General features: G+C 59.4%; 17 protein-coding genes and 1 pseudogene. 12 read left to right on the forward strand and 6 right to left on the reverse strand.

What is annotated here, in order from left to right:
• Window positions 1–52: 52 nt before the first annotated feature.
• Complete coding sequence (gene repC, locus AC13Q5_RS33045) at window positions 53–1,267, forward strand: plasmid replication protein RepC (protein ID WP_488504629.1); 1,215 nt, start codon at window positions 53–55, stop codon at window positions 1,265–1,267.
• Between the two features lie 189 nt (window positions 1,268–1,456).
• Here repC and AC13Q5_RS33050 read toward each other — a convergent pair whose 3' ends face one another.
• From AC13Q5_RS33050 to AC13Q5_RS33060, 3 genes are all read right to left on the reverse strand, one after another.
• Window positions 1,457–1,744 (reverse strand): hypothetical protein, encoded by a 288-nt coding sequence (locus AC13Q5_RS33050; protein WP_488504631.1) that lies wholly within the window; start codon window positions 1,742–1,744, stop codon window positions 1,457–1,459.
• Window positions 1,745–1,766: 22 nt separating this feature from the next.
• Window positions 1,767–2,939, reverse strand: coding sequence for a site-specific integrase (locus AC13Q5_RS33055; protein WP_488504633.1), 1,173 nt, complete (start codon window positions 2,937–2,939; stop codon window positions 1,767–1,769).
• 146 nt (window positions 2,940–3,085) lie between these two features.
• Window positions 3,086–3,538 (reverse strand): NUDIX hydrolase, encoded by a 453-nt coding sequence (locus tag AC13Q5_RS33060; RefSeq protein ID WP_488504635.1) that lies wholly within the window; start codon window positions 3,536–3,538, stop codon window positions 3,086–3,088.
• A 681-nt stretch (window positions 3,539–4,219) separates the two neighbouring features.
• On the opposite strand from AC13Q5_RS33060, the gene AC13Q5_RS33065 reads away from it, so the two are divergent.
• The 7 genes from AC13Q5_RS33065 (at window position 4,220) to AC13Q5_RS33095 (ending at window position 9,234) form a co-directional block, all read left to right on the forward strand.
• Window positions 4,220–4,747, forward strand: coding sequence for a P-loop NTPase family protein (locus AC13Q5_RS33065; protein ID WP_488504637.1), 528 nt, complete (start codon window positions 4,220–4,222; stop codon window positions 4,745–4,747).
• A gap of 135 nt (window positions 4,748–4,882) precedes the next feature.
• Window positions 4,883–5,416, forward strand: coding sequence for a DUF4946 domain-containing protein (locus AC13Q5_RS33070; RefSeq protein WP_488504716.1), 534 nt, complete (start codon window positions 4,883–4,885; stop codon window positions 5,414–5,416).
• A 411-nt stretch (window positions 5,417–5,827) separates the two neighbouring features.
• Window positions 5,828–6,205 (forward strand): nuclear transport factor 2 family protein, encoded by a 378-nt coding sequence (locus tag AC13Q5_RS33075; RefSeq protein ID WP_488504638.1) that lies wholly within the window; start codon window positions 5,828–5,830, stop codon window positions 6,203–6,205.
• Window positions 6,206–6,228: 23 nt separating this feature from the next.
• Window positions 6,229–7,104, forward strand: coding sequence for an NmrA family NAD(P)-binding protein (locus AC13Q5_RS33080; RefSeq protein ID WP_488504639.1), 876 nt, complete (start codon window positions 6,229–6,231; stop codon window positions 7,102–7,104).
• Window positions 7,101–8,033: an NAD(P)-dependent alcohol dehydrogenase gene (locus AC13Q5_RS33085; RefSeq protein WP_488504640.1), complete on the forward strand. Its 933-nt coding sequence runs from the start codon at window positions 7,101–7,103 to the stop codon at window positions 8,031–8,033. The genes AC13Q5_RS33080 and AC13Q5_RS33085 overlap by 4 nt, the downstream gene beginning before the upstream one ends.
• Window positions 8,034–8,094: 61 nt before the next feature.
• On the forward strand, window positions 8,095–8,796 hold the full coding sequence (locus tag AC13Q5_RS33090) for a helix-turn-helix transcriptional regulator (RefSeq protein WP_488504641.1): 702 nt from the start codon (window positions 8,095–8,097) through the stop codon (window positions 8,794–8,796).
• Window positions 8,797–8,931: 135 nt separating this feature from the next.
• A complete protein-coding gene (locus AC13Q5_RS33095) occupies window positions 8,932–9,234 on the forward strand; it encodes a DUF1330 domain-containing protein (RefSeq protein WP_488504642.1) in 303 nt (100 codons plus the stop codon).
• Window positions 9,235–9,352: 118 nt separating this feature from the next.
• Here the strand turns inward: AC13Q5_RS33095 and AC13Q5_RS33100 are convergent, their stop codons facing one another.
• Entirely contained in the window at window positions 9,353–9,766 is a 414-nt protein-coding gene (locus tag AC13Q5_RS33100) for a DoxX family protein (protein WP_488504643.1), read from the reverse strand.
• 97 nt (window positions 9,767–9,863) lie between these two features.
• Between AC13Q5_RS33100 and AC13Q5_RS33105 the strand changes: the two genes are divergently transcribed.
• The 3 genes from AC13Q5_RS33105 (at window position 9,864) to AC13Q5_RS33115 (ending at window position 13,086) form a co-directional block, all read left to right on the forward strand.
• Window positions 9,864–10,799, forward strand: coding sequence for a LysR family transcriptional regulator (locus AC13Q5_RS33105; RefSeq protein ID WP_488504644.1), 936 nt, complete (start codon window positions 9,864–9,866; stop codon window positions 10,797–10,799).
• A gap of 32 nt (window positions 10,800–10,831) precedes the next feature.
• Window positions 10,832–11,758: a helix-turn-helix domain-containing protein gene (locus tag AC13Q5_RS33110; RefSeq protein ID WP_488504645.1), complete on the forward strand. Its 927-nt coding sequence runs from the start codon at window positions 10,832–10,834 to the stop codon at window positions 11,756–11,758.
• 92 nt (window positions 11,759–11,850) lie between these two features.
• The gene (locus tag AC13Q5_RS33115) at window positions 11,851–13,086 is read left to right on the forward strand and encodes an acyl-CoA dehydrogenase family protein (protein ID WP_488504646.1); all 1,236 of its coding nucleotides are present in this window, start codon (window positions 11,851–11,853) and stop codon (window positions 13,084–13,086) included.
• A 52-nt stretch (window positions 13,087–13,138) separates the two neighbouring features.
• Here AC13Q5_RS33115 and AC13Q5_RS33120 read toward each other — a convergent pair whose 3' ends face one another.
• Entirely contained in the window at window positions 13,139–13,897 is a 759-nt protein-coding gene (locus tag AC13Q5_RS33120) for a DNA/RNA nuclease SfsA (RefSeq protein WP_488504647.1), read from the reverse strand.
• Window positions 13,898–14,297: 400 nt separating this feature from the next.
• Complete coding sequence (locus AC13Q5_RS33125; RefSeq protein WP_488504648.1) at window positions 14,298–14,837, reverse strand: hypothetical protein; 540 nt, start codon at window positions 14,835–14,837, stop codon at window positions 14,298–14,300.
• On the opposite strand from AC13Q5_RS33125, the pseudogene AC13Q5_RS33130 reads away from it, so the two are divergent.
• Window positions 14,754–15,388: pseudogene (locus tag AC13Q5_RS33130) on the forward strand (RHE_PE00001 family protein); the annotation flags it as partial. The gene AC13Q5_RS33125 and the pseudogene AC13Q5_RS33130 sit on opposite strands and share 84 nt — an antisense overlap.
• Between the last annotated feature and the right edge of the window lie 20 nt (window positions 15,389–15,408).

Raw genomic sequence — 15,408 nt, forward strand, 5'->3', positions numbered from 1 at the left:
TTGGCACCGTTTTGGTGAGCAGATTTCTTTTGCCTATTGAAGGGTGAAGGAAATGGAGAGTGGGAATGTGACGACGCCCTTCGGGCGGCGAGCGATTTCGCTTGCCCAAGTTCGTGGGCAGATGAAAACGGCCGCAATCAAATCAGGTAAGACCGTCGAGAAGTGGAAAGTGTTTCGCGACGCTTGCGAGGCGAGGGAACTGCTCGGCGTTCAGGACCGCGCGCTCGCCGTCCTCGATGCGCTTCTGACGTTCTATCCCGACAGCGATCTTTCGGAGGATCATGGACTCGTCGTATTTCCGTCGAATGAACAGCTCTCTGTACGCGCACACGGGATCGCCGGCACAACGCTGCGCCGGCACCTTGCCGCGCTCGTCGAAGCTGGCCTAATCCAGCGCAAGGATAGCGCCAACGGCAAACGCTATGCCCGTAAGGACGGATCAGGTGTGATCGAAGATGCCTTTGGCTTCAGCCTGGCTCCGCTACTGGCGCGAGCCGAAGAGCTGGCCCATGCCGCGCAGCAGGTCGCAGCGGAGCGCAAACGTTTCCGTATTGCCAAAGAAGCACTGACGATCTGCCGGCGCGATGTCCGCAAGCTCATCACGGCCGCTGTGGAAGAGGGCGCTCCCGGTAACTGGAGCTACATAGAAGCGCTGTTCATCGACCTGGTTGCTCGAGTTCCGCGTCGACCGATGACCGCGGAAATAACCTCGATCCTGGAAGAAATGGAGTTGTTGCGGGAAGAGATCGTCAACCAGCTGGAAAGTCAGGAAAGTTCCGAAAATATGGACAGCAATGCTATCCAAAATGGTTGCCACATACAGAATTCAAAATCCGAATCCAGTAATGAACTTGAACCTAGCTCTGAAAAAGAGCAGGGGGCGAAATCGAGCCCAGCTATCACGCAAATTAGGGACCCGAAAAAAGCGTTCCCGCTTGGGATGGTGCTGCAGGCTTGCCCGCAGATCACCGATTACGGCCCTGGAGGTGCCGTCGGCAGTTGGCGCGATCTTATGTCGGCGGCCGTCGTTGTGCGGTCGATGTTGGGCGTCAGTCCGACTGCCTACCAAGACGCCTGCGACGCGCTGGGCGCTGAAAACGCTGCGGCGGTAGTGGCCTGCATACTCGAAAGGGCAGGGCATATCAATTCGGCCGGTGGCTACTTGCGAGATCTTACCAGGAAGGCAGATCGCGGTGAGTTTTCGCTCGGCCCGATGTTGATGGCGCTGATGCGCGCAAATAGCAAATCGATCAGCAAAGCCTCTTGATCACCTGAACGTTTGTGAGTGGGGGCGCCTCCACGGCGCTCTCATTGGACTTGGTTCATTCGGAGAGGGCCGATGATTGCGCGCCGCTACACCTAGCGCTCTCCGGAGCCGAGGAGAACTTGCAACTTCTATGCCCTAAGAACGCTAAAACCAGGTATCTAGACTGGATCGCCCGATCCGAGGTGGAGATCAATCTTCCAATCTCCGATTGGCGTCAGGAGGCTGAAGACCACTCGCTTCAACAAATAGGATGTGCCCGTTTCCCTGTTCGTAGTGAATCAAGCCCGCGTCAGTCGTTTTGACCATAATTCCGGAAGACAGGGTGCCACCGCCCATCATCTCTACGTTAGGGATGTCCCAGCCGGAGTAGCCGGGCAGAAAGGCGCGATTATCGAAATCGCAGACAACGATCCCCGCCATACCATCGACCATAACATGATCGCCTACCAGTATCGGCTGGCCGGTGGAATACCGCATCTGCTCACCCTCAATTGATTTCCTAGCTCACCAATCTTGCCGCTCGCCCGTTTTTCCGCTCGGCGTTGTTGTAGTAGCTTGCGGCCTGGGCCACCGATTTATGTAGTGACTGCTGCATGGCTTCCTGCAAGGATACGCCGCGGTTGGCCGCTTCGGTCAGATAGCCAGACCGCAGCCCATGAGCAGAGAATGCCTCAGGATCCAGACCCGCCTGTCGGCATCTGTTCTTGAGGATCAGATTGACCGACTGCGGCGTCAGGGCTCGCCGATCGATATTGCCCCATTGATCGATCCGCCGGAAGAGCGGTCCGCTCTCGATCCTTGATTCTTCAATCCACCGCTTCAACGCGACAACCGGCCGGCCGATCAGAACGGCATGCGCCTGATCTTCAGCCGTCGCTGTCTTGGTTCGGCCGAGATGAACGGTGAGACACGGCAGGAGAGGGGAGGCGGCGTCTCTTGGATCGGCATGCACCGGCTCTTCATCGACCAGATCCTCGATGCGCAGGTCGGCGACTTCCGAGCGCCGGCGGCCGCCGGAGGCAAAGGCGGCGAGCAACAGTGCCCGATCGCGAAGATCGACCAGGCGTTCACCGTCGCAGGTGGCCAGTAGCTTTGTCAGGACATCGCCGGTGACCGCCTTTTTGCTCTTGCGTCGCCTTGGCCGAGCGCTGGCCCGCACCGCGAGTCTGAGTGCGGATTTCAGGGAAGGGGCGGAAAACGATCCGCTCAAACCGCGCCAGCGAGTAAGGATCGACCAGGAGGTCAGTCGCCGGCGCACGGTGTCTGGCGCGTGCGGGCCATCGACGCGCAGTAGGCCCTGGGCGCGCAATCCAATCTCGACGTCGGCCGGCATGCCGTGGGAAGAATCCTCGGCGCGTTCGACCGGGTCCCAGAGATGGTGGGCGACGAATTTCAACAGCAGGCTCTCCGGAGCCGGCCAGGGGAGGGGAGCGCCGGTCGACAGCTTGCACCACTCCTCGAGATAGCCGACGTCGGAAGCGAGTGCGCGCAGTGTATTTTCACCCATACCCTCCTTGGCCAAATGCTTGAGGGTGGCGACGTCCTCGTCGGTCAGCAGCATCGCCAGCTGATCGCGGCGGGCAAACGGCAGGATGGCGTCGAGCGCATCGAGTTCTTCGGCGCGGTTGAGCACCGGATCGGCGGGGGAGGGGAGGGCTTTCGGCTTTGGCAAGATCGTCTCCAGCGCTGTGATTTGCGCCGAGTTTAGCGGTGTCGACCGGCTTGATTAAGCGAAATCTGTTTCGTTGAATTGATAGCGTTTCCTGCCTTCTAGGTTCACCGGAATCCTCCTGGTTGGCCAGGCTGCGGGGCAGGTGGTCACCGACCGAGTAATCGAGATTTAAGGCCCTTCGGGTAAAGCTCCGGCCTTCCTTCGATATCAAGCTCTCGCGGATCATACCAAGCTGCGACCATTGAGGTGCCGTCGTCCTCCTGAAATCGAATGCGTTCCAGACCCTCGAAAGCTCCTTGAGGAAATGCCAAGTCAAAAATAAAGAGGATTTCGTGCCGGCTTTGGCCTTCGTGGACGAAGACGTTCTCTATCACCATTGGCCCTGCGAGAATGGAAACCTCAGTATCGATTTCCTCTTTAAACTCTCTGACAACAGCATCTTTTGCGGTTTCGCCAAACTCAACGCTACCACCTAGCGGCCGTACCCCCTTGAGCCGGCCCTCATGATCATAGACCTCAAATGCTAGGAGCCGGGGGCCTCGCCAATGTAGACCCAGGGCTTTGACGCGGATAACACTGGATTTGGAAATGGTCGTCATTTCATCCAGCTATCGCAATTAAAAGCTGTTCGCAACAGGTCCTTTGCAAGCGTGTTTTATCATCAAAATGGGGAGCCATACAGCGCGATTTCGGACCGAGAATAGGCAGCGCCTATCGCGGCCGTCAATCGCGCGCCAGCGGGCTTCCATGGTCGAAATCGCGGAAAATCGGCGGATTTGGTTGGGGTCAGCCCTGGCCTGGCCGTTTTAAGCAGAGTCCGCCGCGAGAATGGAGGAGGGGAGGGTGGCGAGCTGGCCGGTTCGGTAAGCGTCATTCCACTCAATCAGGCAGATGAGTCCACCGATCCAGGGTGAAGAACGGCCAAAAAGCCCGGATTTCCAGGCGAATCCACCCATCCAGGAAGACCGACAAACCGGCTTTGCGGCCCGAAATCCATCACTATCGATACCTGAATACTATCGATAGTAAAGCCCGTAGAAAACCACGGTCTGAGCAACGGAAGTAAACGCCAAATTCGATTCAATATCGCAAAAGAATAGCGTTAATTCATATGGTTAACAAATGGAAAAACCATTCGACATGGCAGCAACTGTGGGTAAGTGGGGCAGATTCGAGGGCAGCGCCAAATCGCCGGGCAACTGCCGCCGCTTCGGCTTTCGATATTGAATTAAATTTCACCGTCGAGTCTAATCTGCGATCCCTGAACGTAGGAGAGACCATTGCACTCGGCACATCTTGAAGACCTCCGGAGGATACTGATCTTTGGGAACGGTGGAACAGGTAAAACATGGCTTGCCCGTGAAGTCGGCGCCATCATCCAACGTCCTATTGTTCATCTTGACGACTTGCGTTGGGTTCCCGGTCAGTATGGTGTCGCAAGAGACAACCAGCTCGTGCTCAGCGAGGTCGTCGACGCCGGAAGAGCCGAGACCTGGTTGATGGAAGGCGTATACGGCTGGCTGGCGAACGCCGTGTTGTCGCAGGTAACCGCGTTGATCTGGATTGATCTTCCAGAGGAAGAGTGCGTTGCCAACATCAGAGCCAGGGGCATTCAAGGCGGGGGCAGCGAGGAGAGTTTCCAAGAGCTTATCGACTGGGTGAGAGAATATCGCCACCGGGAAAACTCCTCGACCTGCTTTTTGGGACATCAAAAGCTGTTCGATGCATGCTCAGCCTCAAAAGTGATCCTGAGGAGCAGGGAGGATATTCGCGCATATGCAGAGAATATCCGTGCGCTTTTAGCATAGGCAACAAGCGGTCTGGCGCAGCCGCCCATCCGGATGGAGGCGGGATTAATAGACATTGTCTGCCGGCACCGGTTATAGCCTTCATCAGATCTATCTCTCAGCCGCCCCACCAGATTGAGCATTGAATTGAAGACGATGTCGATGCGTGCCTATTCTGCCATGCTGATTATGGTGCTTTTGCCGATGGTGCCGGCCGCGGTCGCCTCTTCGATCACGTGGCCACAAGGATGGGAATTGCGGCAGTCGCCGGTGCCGACGTCAAACTCGGGGGAAAAATTCGATGGGTCGAACCGGTTGGCGGTGAAGGTCGACAAGCAGGGACAGATGCTTGCGGTGCTGAACCTCATCGTGCTTGCGATTAAGCAAGGCGATAAGCCCACGCTGGAAAACCAAACGGCATCACTGGCCAATACCATGCGCGCCGCATATGCGGAGAAGGGAATGACGTCGTCTTGTCAGGAGCGGCAAGACACGACGCTCGATGGCTTTCCGGCTCGGCAGATGCGATGCACGATGCTGAAGGATAAGGCGGATGTCCTAGAGCAATTGTTGATCGTCACCATCGGACGCCACACGGTGCAAGCGTTGAGCCTTACCGCGTCGCCGGCCAATTTCAAAACTTATGAGCCGGATTTCATGGCGACCCGCGACAGTTTGCGGATTGATTGAAACTTCCGGGCGAGGGCCGGCGATGGCACGCCGCGCTGAGCACCTGTGAACATCCAGAAGGGCCGATGGGCTAGATGCCGGCCATGTCATCCCGGCTAAGCTCGGCGGCCAGACAGTTCAGGGCAGGAGTGATCGCGGGCCAGACATATGCGCGCGGCATCACCGCCGCCCGGAAGCCATCGGCTATTCTCGTAAAGCCGATAGGCGCGACCATGCGTCCCGAGGCGATGTCGGCTTGGCGGTCGAGTACAGATCCAAGGCGATCTCTACGTTGAAAAAACGCAGAATTTCCTTACTCAAGGCTGTTCATATCAACAATTACAACCATCGAACGTACCATGCTGACACCAGATGTCACTAGGTCGCGCTATACCCATATCAGCCACAGATCACCAGCAAAGGAATAGAACCATGGCTGAACAGAACGCAACGGCTGCCAAGATCGCTCGCGCCTATGGCGAGGCAATGGCCAGTAAGGACGTCGACGCTATCGTCAAGATTTCCGCAGATGATATCATCTGCAGCTCGCCCATCGGCAAGACCACGGGCGTGGCTGCGTTCCGCGGCTTCCAGGAAGGCTTTGCCCGCATGATCAAAAAGCTCGATATTCTCGCCGCCTACGGTGCCGAGACGCAGGCCGTGCTCGTCTATGCCGTCGAAACCCATCCGGTTCCGCATTCGCTCGTCGCCGAGCTGATCCAGGTCAAGGACGGCAAGATCGCCTCCACGGACGTGATCTACGACGCCACGCCCTATGCGGCCTACATGTCCACCGTCCAGCCGCACTGAGCCGATCGCCGGGAGCATTCGACATGATCATCATCACTGCAGCAACGGGCCGCTATGGGCGGTTCGTCATTGGAGCACTTTTGCGTCGCGGCGTCGCGGCCAAGAATATCGTCGCCGCCGTCCGCGATCCAGCCAAGGCGGCGGATCTCGCAGCTTTGGGCATCGAGGTCCGTCAAGCCGACTACGACAAGCCTGAAACACTCGTGCCGGCCTTCGCCGGAGCGGAACGGCTGCTGCTGATTCCGTCGGCCGACTTCGGCCAGCGCTATCCCCAGATGGAGCGCGCCGTGAAAGCGGCTGTGGCGGCAGGCGTGCCCGTGGTCGCCTATGCGGGCTACGTCAACAGCGACACCAGCACTCTTCTCCTGGGCGACGAGCACAAGCAGACAGAGGATCTGATCCGGCATTCGGGTCTGCGGCACGTCTTCCTGCGCAACGGCGCCTACATCGAGGTCTATGCCGGCGATCTCGGCAACATTGGCTATGCTCTCGCTACAGGCAAACTGATCGGTTCTGCAGCCTATGGTCAGCTTTCGGGTGCGAGCCGCGACGACCTCGCTGAAGCGGCGGCCGCCGTCCTGACAGGGCCGATCGATGGCGACGCGATCTACGAGCTCGGTGGGACCGCATTCACCATGGACGATCTGGCGGAGGCGATCTCGAAGTTGACCGGTAAGCCGCTGGTCTATGAAGACCTTCCGGTCGACCGCTACAGCCAGGCGCTTGCCGCCGCCGGAGTTCCGGCCTTCTTCGCTGACATCATCGCCGATGCCAGCTTTGCTACCCAGCGTGGTGACTGGTATACTGACAGCGTTGATCTGCCACGGCTTCTCGGCCGTCCGAGCACGCCGCTGATCGAGGTCGTTGAGGCAACTCTCAGGAGAAATGGCCTGCTATGAAGCGGATCCAATATGATCAATATGGCGGCCCGGAACTGATGAAGCTCGAGAACTTCGAGCTTCGCACGCCGAGTAAGGGCGAAGTCGCGGTGAAGGTTCATTTCGCTTCGATCAACCCGATCGACTGGAAGGTACGGAACGGATATCTGAAGATGGTGACGGGGAAGAAGTTTCCCCGCGCGATGGGCAGCGACTTTTCCGGTGTCGTCACCGCGGTTGGACCCGGTGTCACCCGCTTCAGGCAGGGTGACGAGGTGTTCGGCTCGGTGCGCATCCAGGATGGCGGCGCCCTCGGCGAAGCTGCGATTACACCAGAAACCTTCATCGCCCGGAAGCCTGCATCGATCTCGTTCGAAGATGCGGCGTGCCTCGGTACTCCCGGGGTGACGGCCTGGAATGGGCTCGTGGACAAGGCGAAAGTCTCGTCGGGTCAGCGTGTGTTCATCAACGGCTGCACTGGTGCAGTAGGCGAGGCTTCGGTCCAACTGGCGATGTCCCTCGGTGCCACGGTTGGCGGAACGTGCAGTGCCGTTGCCATGCAGCACGCCAGCGAACTGGGCGTGAAGCCGCTTTTCGACTATCACACTACGGATCTGACGAAGATCGGCGATCGTTTCGACGTAGTCTACGACACGGCTGGAACCATGACCCTTTCCGTTGCCTTCGGGCTTCTGCGATTGGGTGGCGTCTTTCTCGACATCAATCCGACCCCCGGAAAGTTTATCCGCTCGATCTTCGATCGAAAGCTGAAGCCGATCGTATGCTCGGCGAGAGCCGACATTCTGGACGGTCTTGCCGAGGCGGCCGCCGAGGGCAAGCTCAGGCTTCCGATCGGCGAGATCGTGCCGCTGACCGAGGCAATCGGTAGTATCACGGCGCTGGAAAGCGGCCGCAAGGCCAACGGAAAGGTTCTCGTCCGCATGGACTAGGGCCGATCTTGCTTCCGGCCTATAAAATAGGCCGGAGCATGTTTTGTTTCAGGATAGGGTCATGTCCCAAAGCCAGCGACTGTTCGACATCCTTCAGATTCTCCGCCGCCATCGGCAGGCGGTCTCGGGGACCTATCTCGCCGAGCAGACGGGTGTTTCGCTACGCACGATCTATCGGGACATCATCCTCCTGCAATCGATGGGCGCGGAGATCGAAGGCGAGCCCGGTTTCGGCTATGTGCTGAGGCCCAGTTTCATGCTGCCGCCGCTGATGTTCTCGGAAGAGGAAATCAAGGCAATAGCGCTCGGCGTGCAATGGGTGAGCCGCCAGACAGACGACGAGCTTTCGTTTGCCGCTCAGGATGCGCTCGCCAAGATCGAGGCGGTTCTTCCCTCAGAACTGCGCCACAAGGTCAACGACAACGACTTCCACGTTCACTATCCCTCGCAGAAGGACGAGGCGATCGACCTTAAGATCCTGCGCAAGGCCATGCAGCAGCAGATGAAGCTGCACATCGTCTACCGGGACGGCAAGGGAGCCGACACCGACCGTGTCATCTGGCCGATCGGGATCGCCTTTGCGGAGACGATGCGCGTCATTGCCGCCTGGTGCGAGCTGCGCCAGGATTTCAGGGCGTTCCGCACCGACAGAATCCAGCAGGCGGAACTGTTGGCCGATCGCTACCCTGGCCAACGCCGGGAGCTCGTCAAGCAGTGGCGGACCCAGGTCGAGGAAGAGAGAGCCAGAGCCGCGGCGCCTTAGCGGTCGCTGAGGAGGCGCATGGCCTACCGCCTCATACTGACATCCCCTGTCAAACGATAGCGATAGCATCGCCGATCGACTCCGCTCGCTCCGCGCAGGCGGGCATTGCCTCATTCTCAAGACAGGCGAGGAACGATGGTTGCCTACTATATGATATGGAATCGTAACGCCGTGAACTTGGAAGGGTTGAGAGACTACGCGGAGACCGCGGCTCCCTCAGTGGAATTCTACGGGGGCAGGTTCGCATCCCTTTGCGGACAGCTTGAGCGCACCGATGGCGAAAATCTCGAAATGCAGGTCGTCGCAATAGAGTTTCCAACCATTGCCATTGCTCGGGAATGGTACGGATCCTCACGATCCGAACTCGCCAGAAGCCTTGGCTCAATGTTGAAGGGCTTCGATGAATTTTTTCTCGACAGCGTCGGCGCTTTGAGCTGATCGGTCGGTTGGGACCGCGTCCTTTGGGAAGACTTGGATTGCTGGAACCCGAAGCGGTTTCTCGAGAGACCGCCTCGGGTCGTCCGGGCTGCGGATACGTTAGTGGCGGAGCGTGTCGTCAATGTGCCTGTACAGGTGCCTTTGACCACCGACCCCAGGCGACGAAGATCGAGAGTGCAAGGACGACGAAGTTGATCGGTGTCACGTATGCTTCGCCGCGCGACAGGTGGAATGCGATTGCGCAGAGCTGCAACGACGTGCATCCGGCGGCCGCCAAAACGGCGAGGTTCGGCATGATGCGCGTTAGGGATGGCAGCAGCACGCCGATCCCTCCTGCGATGTCTATCCACGCCGTCGCGCGGACGAGCAAAGGATACTGCCCCGGCCAGACCCACATTGCTGCGAGCGTCTCGATCGGCAGGAAGACTTTCGCGAGGCCTGTAAGAACGAAAAACAGGAAAAGGGCGACCTGGGCGACCCATAGACTCCTGGCAAGGCCCCGATTGGTTGGTTTGAATGCGGTGGCGGACATGAAGAACCTCTTGACTGGACGCCTCATTGTGACGCTGTCACGCGATTTGATCATGGTTCGGTTCGTTGACGTATCGTTTCTTGGAAGTGGATGATCGATGGACACGCTGGACGGTATAAGGGTATTCTGCCTGGTCGCGGAACTGCGCAGCTTTTCTGCGGCGGCGGATCGCCTCGCAATCTCCACATCCATGGTCAGCAAGCACGTCGGAGAACTGGAAAGGCGGCTCAACGTCCGCCTGCTCCACCGGACGAGCAGGCGTGTCGGACTTAGCGAAACAGGCGCTGTATATCTCGAGCAGGCCAGGAAGATCCTCGATGCGCTGAACGATATGGAGTCCTCCATCGCGGGCCACGACGGGGCTCCGCGCGGAAGATTGAAGTTCAGCGGACCGGTCTGGCTGGCCAATCCCACGTTCGCACGTATGTTGGCGGACTATTCGGCCCGATGTCCGGACGTCAGCCTCGACATGGATCTCAGCGGCAGGATGGTCAGCCTGGTCGAGGACGGGTACGATCTGGCTCTGCGCATGAGCAAGGAACTTGATCCCGGCCTGATCGCGCGTCCAATCACGGACGTCACCCTGCAGCTTGTCGCGGCGCCGCACTACTGGGACCGCCGCGGCCGACCAGGGTCTCTCGACGGTCTGACCGGACACGTTCTGCTGAACTACACGCATTCGCCATTTGGCGACGAGATTCATTTTGGTGCCGGAGGTGCCGCCGCCATCCGTTTTCGATCAGTGCTGCGTTGTTCCAACGAGACAATGTTGCAGATGGTGGCACGCGAAGGGATGGGCGTGACCTTTCTGCCAACCTGGCTGATTGCGGAAGATGTCGCGGCCGGGCGTCTCGAAGTGCTCCTTTCCAGTGAGGCTGCCATCCACGGAAGGCTGTATGCGGTCTATGCCAGCCGCCGGCATCTTTCGGCCAACGTCAGGACGTTCATCGATCATATCGTCCGGAATCCTGCCTGGTCGGAAGTCGATGTGGACCGACGCAGCGAATTTGACGAACTGAGTGCGGTTGGGTAGCGTTTTGGCGGTGATCGATAGGGTGACACAGCATGCAGAGCTGGACGACGGTCGGGACCATTGAGAAGGATCCGTTTGTATCCTGGCGGGACAGTCTTGCCGCGGCATTCGTGCGTCTGGATCCCCTGCGCGTGAACCAGTCGCCTTTCGTCGGAAGCATCATCCAGGCACAGAGTGACACATTTCATCTGTCTCGCGTCGAGGCCTCCGCGCATGGTGTCAGTCGCCGGAGGGCACACATCGTCGGCGGCGCGCAGGAAATTGCTTTCGTCAATCTGCAGCTCTCCGGCCGCGGTCTCACAAGCCAGCACGACCGGGAAGTCGTCACCTTGCCCGGCGACATCGCGGTAGTCGATACGCTTCATCCCTTCGATATTGTGCATCGGACCAGCTTCTCCCTCTACTCCATCGCGGTTGCTCGTCGGAGCCTGCCTGAAGCCTTGTTGAGTTCGGGCGTGCTGCGGCTGTCGAGCAGCGAGACGAGCCGGGAAATCAGCGGCTTGATCCAGGCCTATGCTCGACTTCTTCTATCGGATGGCGGCGATGGTGCTGGCCGTCCGCTGTTCGCGGGACATATCCTCGACCTGTTGAAAATCGGCACCGAGCAGGCAAGCGACGGTCAGCGACGTGGTCCGTTGAAGCTGGACCTCGTCCTCGGCTACGTCCGGCGGCATCACGGCGACCCGAACTTGTCGGCGGAGAAGGCGGCCCGTGTGTTCGGCGTCTCGCCGCGCTACATCCACCGCCTGTTTGCTCCGACCGGGCAGCCCTTTGCTGAGCATCTCAAGGAGATCCGCCTCGAAGCCTCGGCAAAGCTCCTGGAGGCACGACCCGACGAGCCGATTACAGCAATCGCGCTGGCCTGCGGTTTCTCGGATATGTCGTATTTCAGCCGCAGCTTCAAACAGCGCTTCGCAGACACCCCGACCGATTATCGGCGACGGATCCTGATCCACTAAGTTCTCTCCCGGTCAATGCCGGTTCCTTCCCGTCCAAGCCAAGCATTCCAGCCATCAATAAGCTCGATCCCTTCAACAAGGAGGGAACGATCATGGATTTTGCGCTGTCGACGGAACAGAAGGCACTGCAGGCAAACGCGCGCAGGTTCGCGTCAACGACACTGTCGCAAGTCTGCAATCTCATCCGGGATCTGCCGACGCCCGAGGCGCGCTTCCAAGCGACGAGGCCGATCTACGGGGAACTCGTCGCGCAAGGATTCCTGCGGCGGCTGATCCCACAGCCGTTCGGGGGCGAGGGTACCGGGGTCGTCGACATGGCGGTCGTCGCCGAGGAATTCCATGCGGCTGATGTCAACGTCTCCCTGACGATGTTCGCCAATCTGCTCGGACTGACTCCCATCTTCATGGCGGGAACGCCCGAACAGCAGCAGAGATGGATCGAACCCTTTCTTGAAACCAGAGGCGCACCGCTCGCTGCATTGGCCAATAGCGAGCCAGGCGGCAGTGCCAACTTCGACGCGGCGAAGCCGGGCGAAGGGACCAGGACAACGGCGCGACTCGACGGCGAGGATTGGGTGATCAACGGACGTAAGCAATGGGTTTCGAGCGCTACTGGATGGGACGGCAAGGGGGCCGATGTGCTCGCCGTCGTGTGCCGCACTGACGATGATGTGCCTCCAGAGCAGGGGATCTCCGTGATCTGCGTCAACCGCCCGGAGACAGGCTTGGTGACCGAGCGCAGCGCCAACTCCATGGGGCACCGTGGACATCTGACCCCGAGGTTTCGGCTCGAGGACGTTCGGGTCCCGAAGAGCAATCTGGTGGGACCCATTGGCGGCGGCCGTGATCTTGTCAGCGCGAGCTTCATTGCAACGGCAGCGCTTGTCGGAGTCATGTCGACCGGGGTCATGCGTGCGGCGTTCGACTGCGCCCTGCGATTTGCCAAAGCCGAACGTCGTGGCGGCGCCGTGCCTATCATCGAGCATCAGGCCGTGGGATTCGCACTCGCCGACGCCAAGGCGGAGCTGGAGGCTGCTCGTGCGCTGAGTTGGCGGGCTTGCTGGGCCGCCGATGCGCAGACCGAGGGAGCGGCGGAGCTCGCGCTCTATTCCAAAGTCTGGTGTTCGGAAGCGGCCGTTCGCACGATCACCAATCTCATGCGTGTCGTCGGCATCGACAGCTATGACGACGAGCTTCCGCTGTACGGCTACCTCCAGGATGCGATCGCCTTTCCACTATTCGACGGAGGCAACATGGGCGTTCGCCGGCGGCAGTTGCATGAAATCCTGCGCGATGAGCGCTATTCATCGCTTGCAACGTTCGGATGATTGAAGCTGGCGGGTCCGTGAGCCGGTCCGCCAACCAGTCCGGTGGAGCCTGTCACCAGGCGAAATCGGCCGTGATCTCGAAGTGTCGGTGCAGACGGACACCGGACGGAGTGAGTTCGAAATTGACCTGCCAGATTTCGACACCGCGCGCCACGGAGGCGGCAACGACACCGCGAACCGTGCCGCTGTTCTTGGTCTGGGCAGGCCGGATAAATCTCGGATTATCGTAGATGAAGCATATCAGCAGGATGGCCTTGTTGTCGGGGCCAAGACTGTCTGAGAGTTCGCCGATATGGCGGACAAAGCGGTTTGGACCGGTGGCCTCCGGGGCTTTCTTCTTCACGATATGCGAACCTGCTGGAAGCTGGATGTCGCTGAGTGGTGTCTTTACTTCGATGTAGGTGCCGCCGATCCTGAAATCGAGTTTGGAATTTCCGAGGATCTGCTCGCGCAGGATCGCGTGGCCGCCGTCGATGACGTTTGCCAGCATGCCGCCCCGAAAGGCGTTCTCCACGCAGCGGTTGACGAGGTTCTGGTTAATGCCGACCCAGGTTTTGTTTTCGGTACCGGGAGGGTCGAGCGAAATCGCTTCGACCGTATAGGGGGTCTTGCGGATTGTGCCCTGGCTCTTCGAGAGCAGGCAGGGGATGGCATCGAAGACGATGTTCCCGATGCCTCCCGTCACAGGACAATGGCATTCATAGGCAATGTCAACAATCTCTACGACAAAGATGAAGCGGTTCTTTCGTTTGACGATGATCCCTTCGACCAGTTCGGGTGAAAACGAGTAAACCTGGTTCCCGACGTCCATGTGCCTGCCTTCGGTATGCTGTCCCGAACCCGGGGCGGCGACAGCGGAGTTTTTGCCAGTCTCTCGCACATGTTCGTGACAGGCAATGTCAGCATTATGCACGACATGGGCTAGCGAAGCCCCGACAATGGACGGACTTCGCAGCTACGGGCGTCCAGGTTCGGGAAGCTGGCTAGATCGGCCGGACAGGCAAATCGCCCGTTCATTGCGATCTCCCGTAGCGGTTCGCATAAAGTCCCAAGGGGAGCTGCGTGCCAGTGATGCAATCGCTTGGGAAAGCGTAATGTCGATTGAAATCTTTAGCTGAAAATTGTGATGGCTTTTTCAGCTAACCCTCAGCTGTCGAAGAGAATTGGCCATTTGAAATCGTAAGGTAAAACCCACAGCCGCTTTCCTGCCGCTATCGCGGCGAGCGACATGGCAGGCGCATGCCGCCGGAACTAGCGTAGGTGTCGTTGACCGCGTCGTACGCCAATGTGTATTTGGCAGCGCACCACCTGATGTGCCTGATCTCGCTGGCAGAAAGGGTCGGGGCCGCTGACGGATCGGTCTGCTCGCCGCGGGCATAAGCGGACACGGCCTGACCGGTCGGGTACGCATCGGCGCTGTCTGGCATCCGCAGAGCGGAGGCTGGCGCCAGCGTTGCACCGAGAAGGGCGGAGCTCAGCAGAGCGATTGAAGCGGATTGTGCGACCGTGGACATCGACGACACCGATTGTTGTTCGTCAAAGGAACGGCATTTGCGAGCTTTTGGTTCCGATTCTGCCGGTTGACCGTAGCCGTCAGAGATCACGTCGGCTGACACTGACGAGGGGCAGACTGCGGGCAGCATCGGCGCACAGTCAAGGCCAATCCGGAGGGGGAGGATACCGGTTCGCTTGCGGAAGAATTCGCCGCCATCGATGCGGTGCTCGCTCGTTCCGACGCTGCCATCGAACAAGCAAGGGCACCAAATCGGTCCAGCACTCGCGAAAAGGATCCGCTAGTCTATGGTCTCGACTGGGATGAGGACCAGCGGCTGGAGGAATGGCGGGACGCATTGCGCCAGGTCCAGGGCCTCCCACCGGTGCTGCAGCATGCGCCTTGGATCGGTCGGCTGTTTTGCGCCTCAATCCTGCGCTAGACACGCATCTCGCCGCCATCAATCTCGGCCTCAAGACCGTGCCTCTCGATCGGCTCCGGCATCGTAATCGCGAAATCCGGCTGCTGGCCATCGCCCACGGGCTGATCGCGGCCGCCGAAGCCGGTCTGAAGGAGTATGACCGGCTGGCGCTCGCGAAAACGATGATGGATCGGAAACTGGAAGGATTCCGAACTTCATCGAGGCTGCCGGAACTGGTCAAGCTGGTCATGGCGCGGCCGCTGGTGTCGGCCGGCATGGTGGCGGAAACGCTCGACGTCACGCCGCAGGCGGCGCGGCGGATCGTATTGGAGCTCGGTCTGCGCGAGATGACGGGGAGGGGGAGGTTTCGGGTATGGGGCGTAGTGTAAATCTGCCGATTCATATAGTT

The organism is Martinezella sp. CNPSo 3964 (assembly GCF_057784375.1).

Coding starts and splice junctions, on each gene's coding strand:
- repC (WP_488504629.1), top strand. CDS start 53: ATGGAGAGTGGGAATGTGACGACGCCCTTCGGGCGGCGAGCGATTTCG.
- AC13Q5_RS33050 (WP_488504631.1), bottom strand. CDS start 1,744: ATGCGGTATTCCACCGGCCAGCCGATACTGGTAGGCGATCATGTTATG.
- AC13Q5_RS33060 (WP_488504635.1), bottom strand. CDS start 3,538: ATGACGACCATTTCCAAATCCAGTGTTATCCGCGTCAAAGCCCTGGGT.
- AC13Q5_RS33070 (WP_488504716.1), top strand. CDS start 4,883: ATGTCGATGCGTGCCTATTCTGCCATGCTGATTATGGTGCTTTTGCCG.
- AC13Q5_RS33075 (WP_488504638.1), top strand. CDS start 5,828: ATGGCTGAACAGAACGCAACGGCTGCCAAGATCGCTCGCGCCTATGGC.
- AC13Q5_RS33080 (WP_488504639.1), top strand. CDS start 6,229: ATGATCATCATCACTGCAGCAACGGGCCGCTATGGGCGGTTCGTCATT.
- AC13Q5_RS33085 (WP_488504640.1), top strand. CDS start 7,101: ATGAAGCGGATCCAATATGATCAATATGGCGGCCCGGAACTGATGAAG.
- AC13Q5_RS33090 (WP_488504641.1), top strand. CDS start 8,095: ATGTCCCAAAGCCAGCGACTGTTCGACATCCTTCAGATTCTCCGCCGC.
- AC13Q5_RS33095 (WP_488504642.1), top strand. CDS start 8,932: ATGGTTGCCTACTATATGATATGGAATCGTAACGCCGTGAACTTGGAA.
- AC13Q5_RS33100 (WP_488504643.1), bottom strand. CDS start 9,766: ATGTCCGCCACCGCATTCAAACCAACCAATCGGGGCCTTGCCAGGAGT.
- AC13Q5_RS33105 (WP_488504644.1), top strand. CDS start 9,864: ATGGACACGCTGGACGGTATAAGGGTATTCTGCCTGGTCGCGGAACTG.
- AC13Q5_RS33110 (WP_488504645.1), top strand. CDS start 10,832: ATGCAGAGCTGGACGACGGTCGGGACCATTGAGAAGGATCCGTTTGTA.
- AC13Q5_RS33115 (WP_488504646.1), top strand. CDS start 11,851: ATGGATTTTGCGCTGTCGACGGAACAGAAGGCACTGCAGGCAAACGCG.
- AC13Q5_RS33120 (WP_488504647.1), bottom strand. CDS start 13,897: ATGGACGTCGGGAACCAGGTTTACTCGTTTTCACCCGAACTGGTCGAA.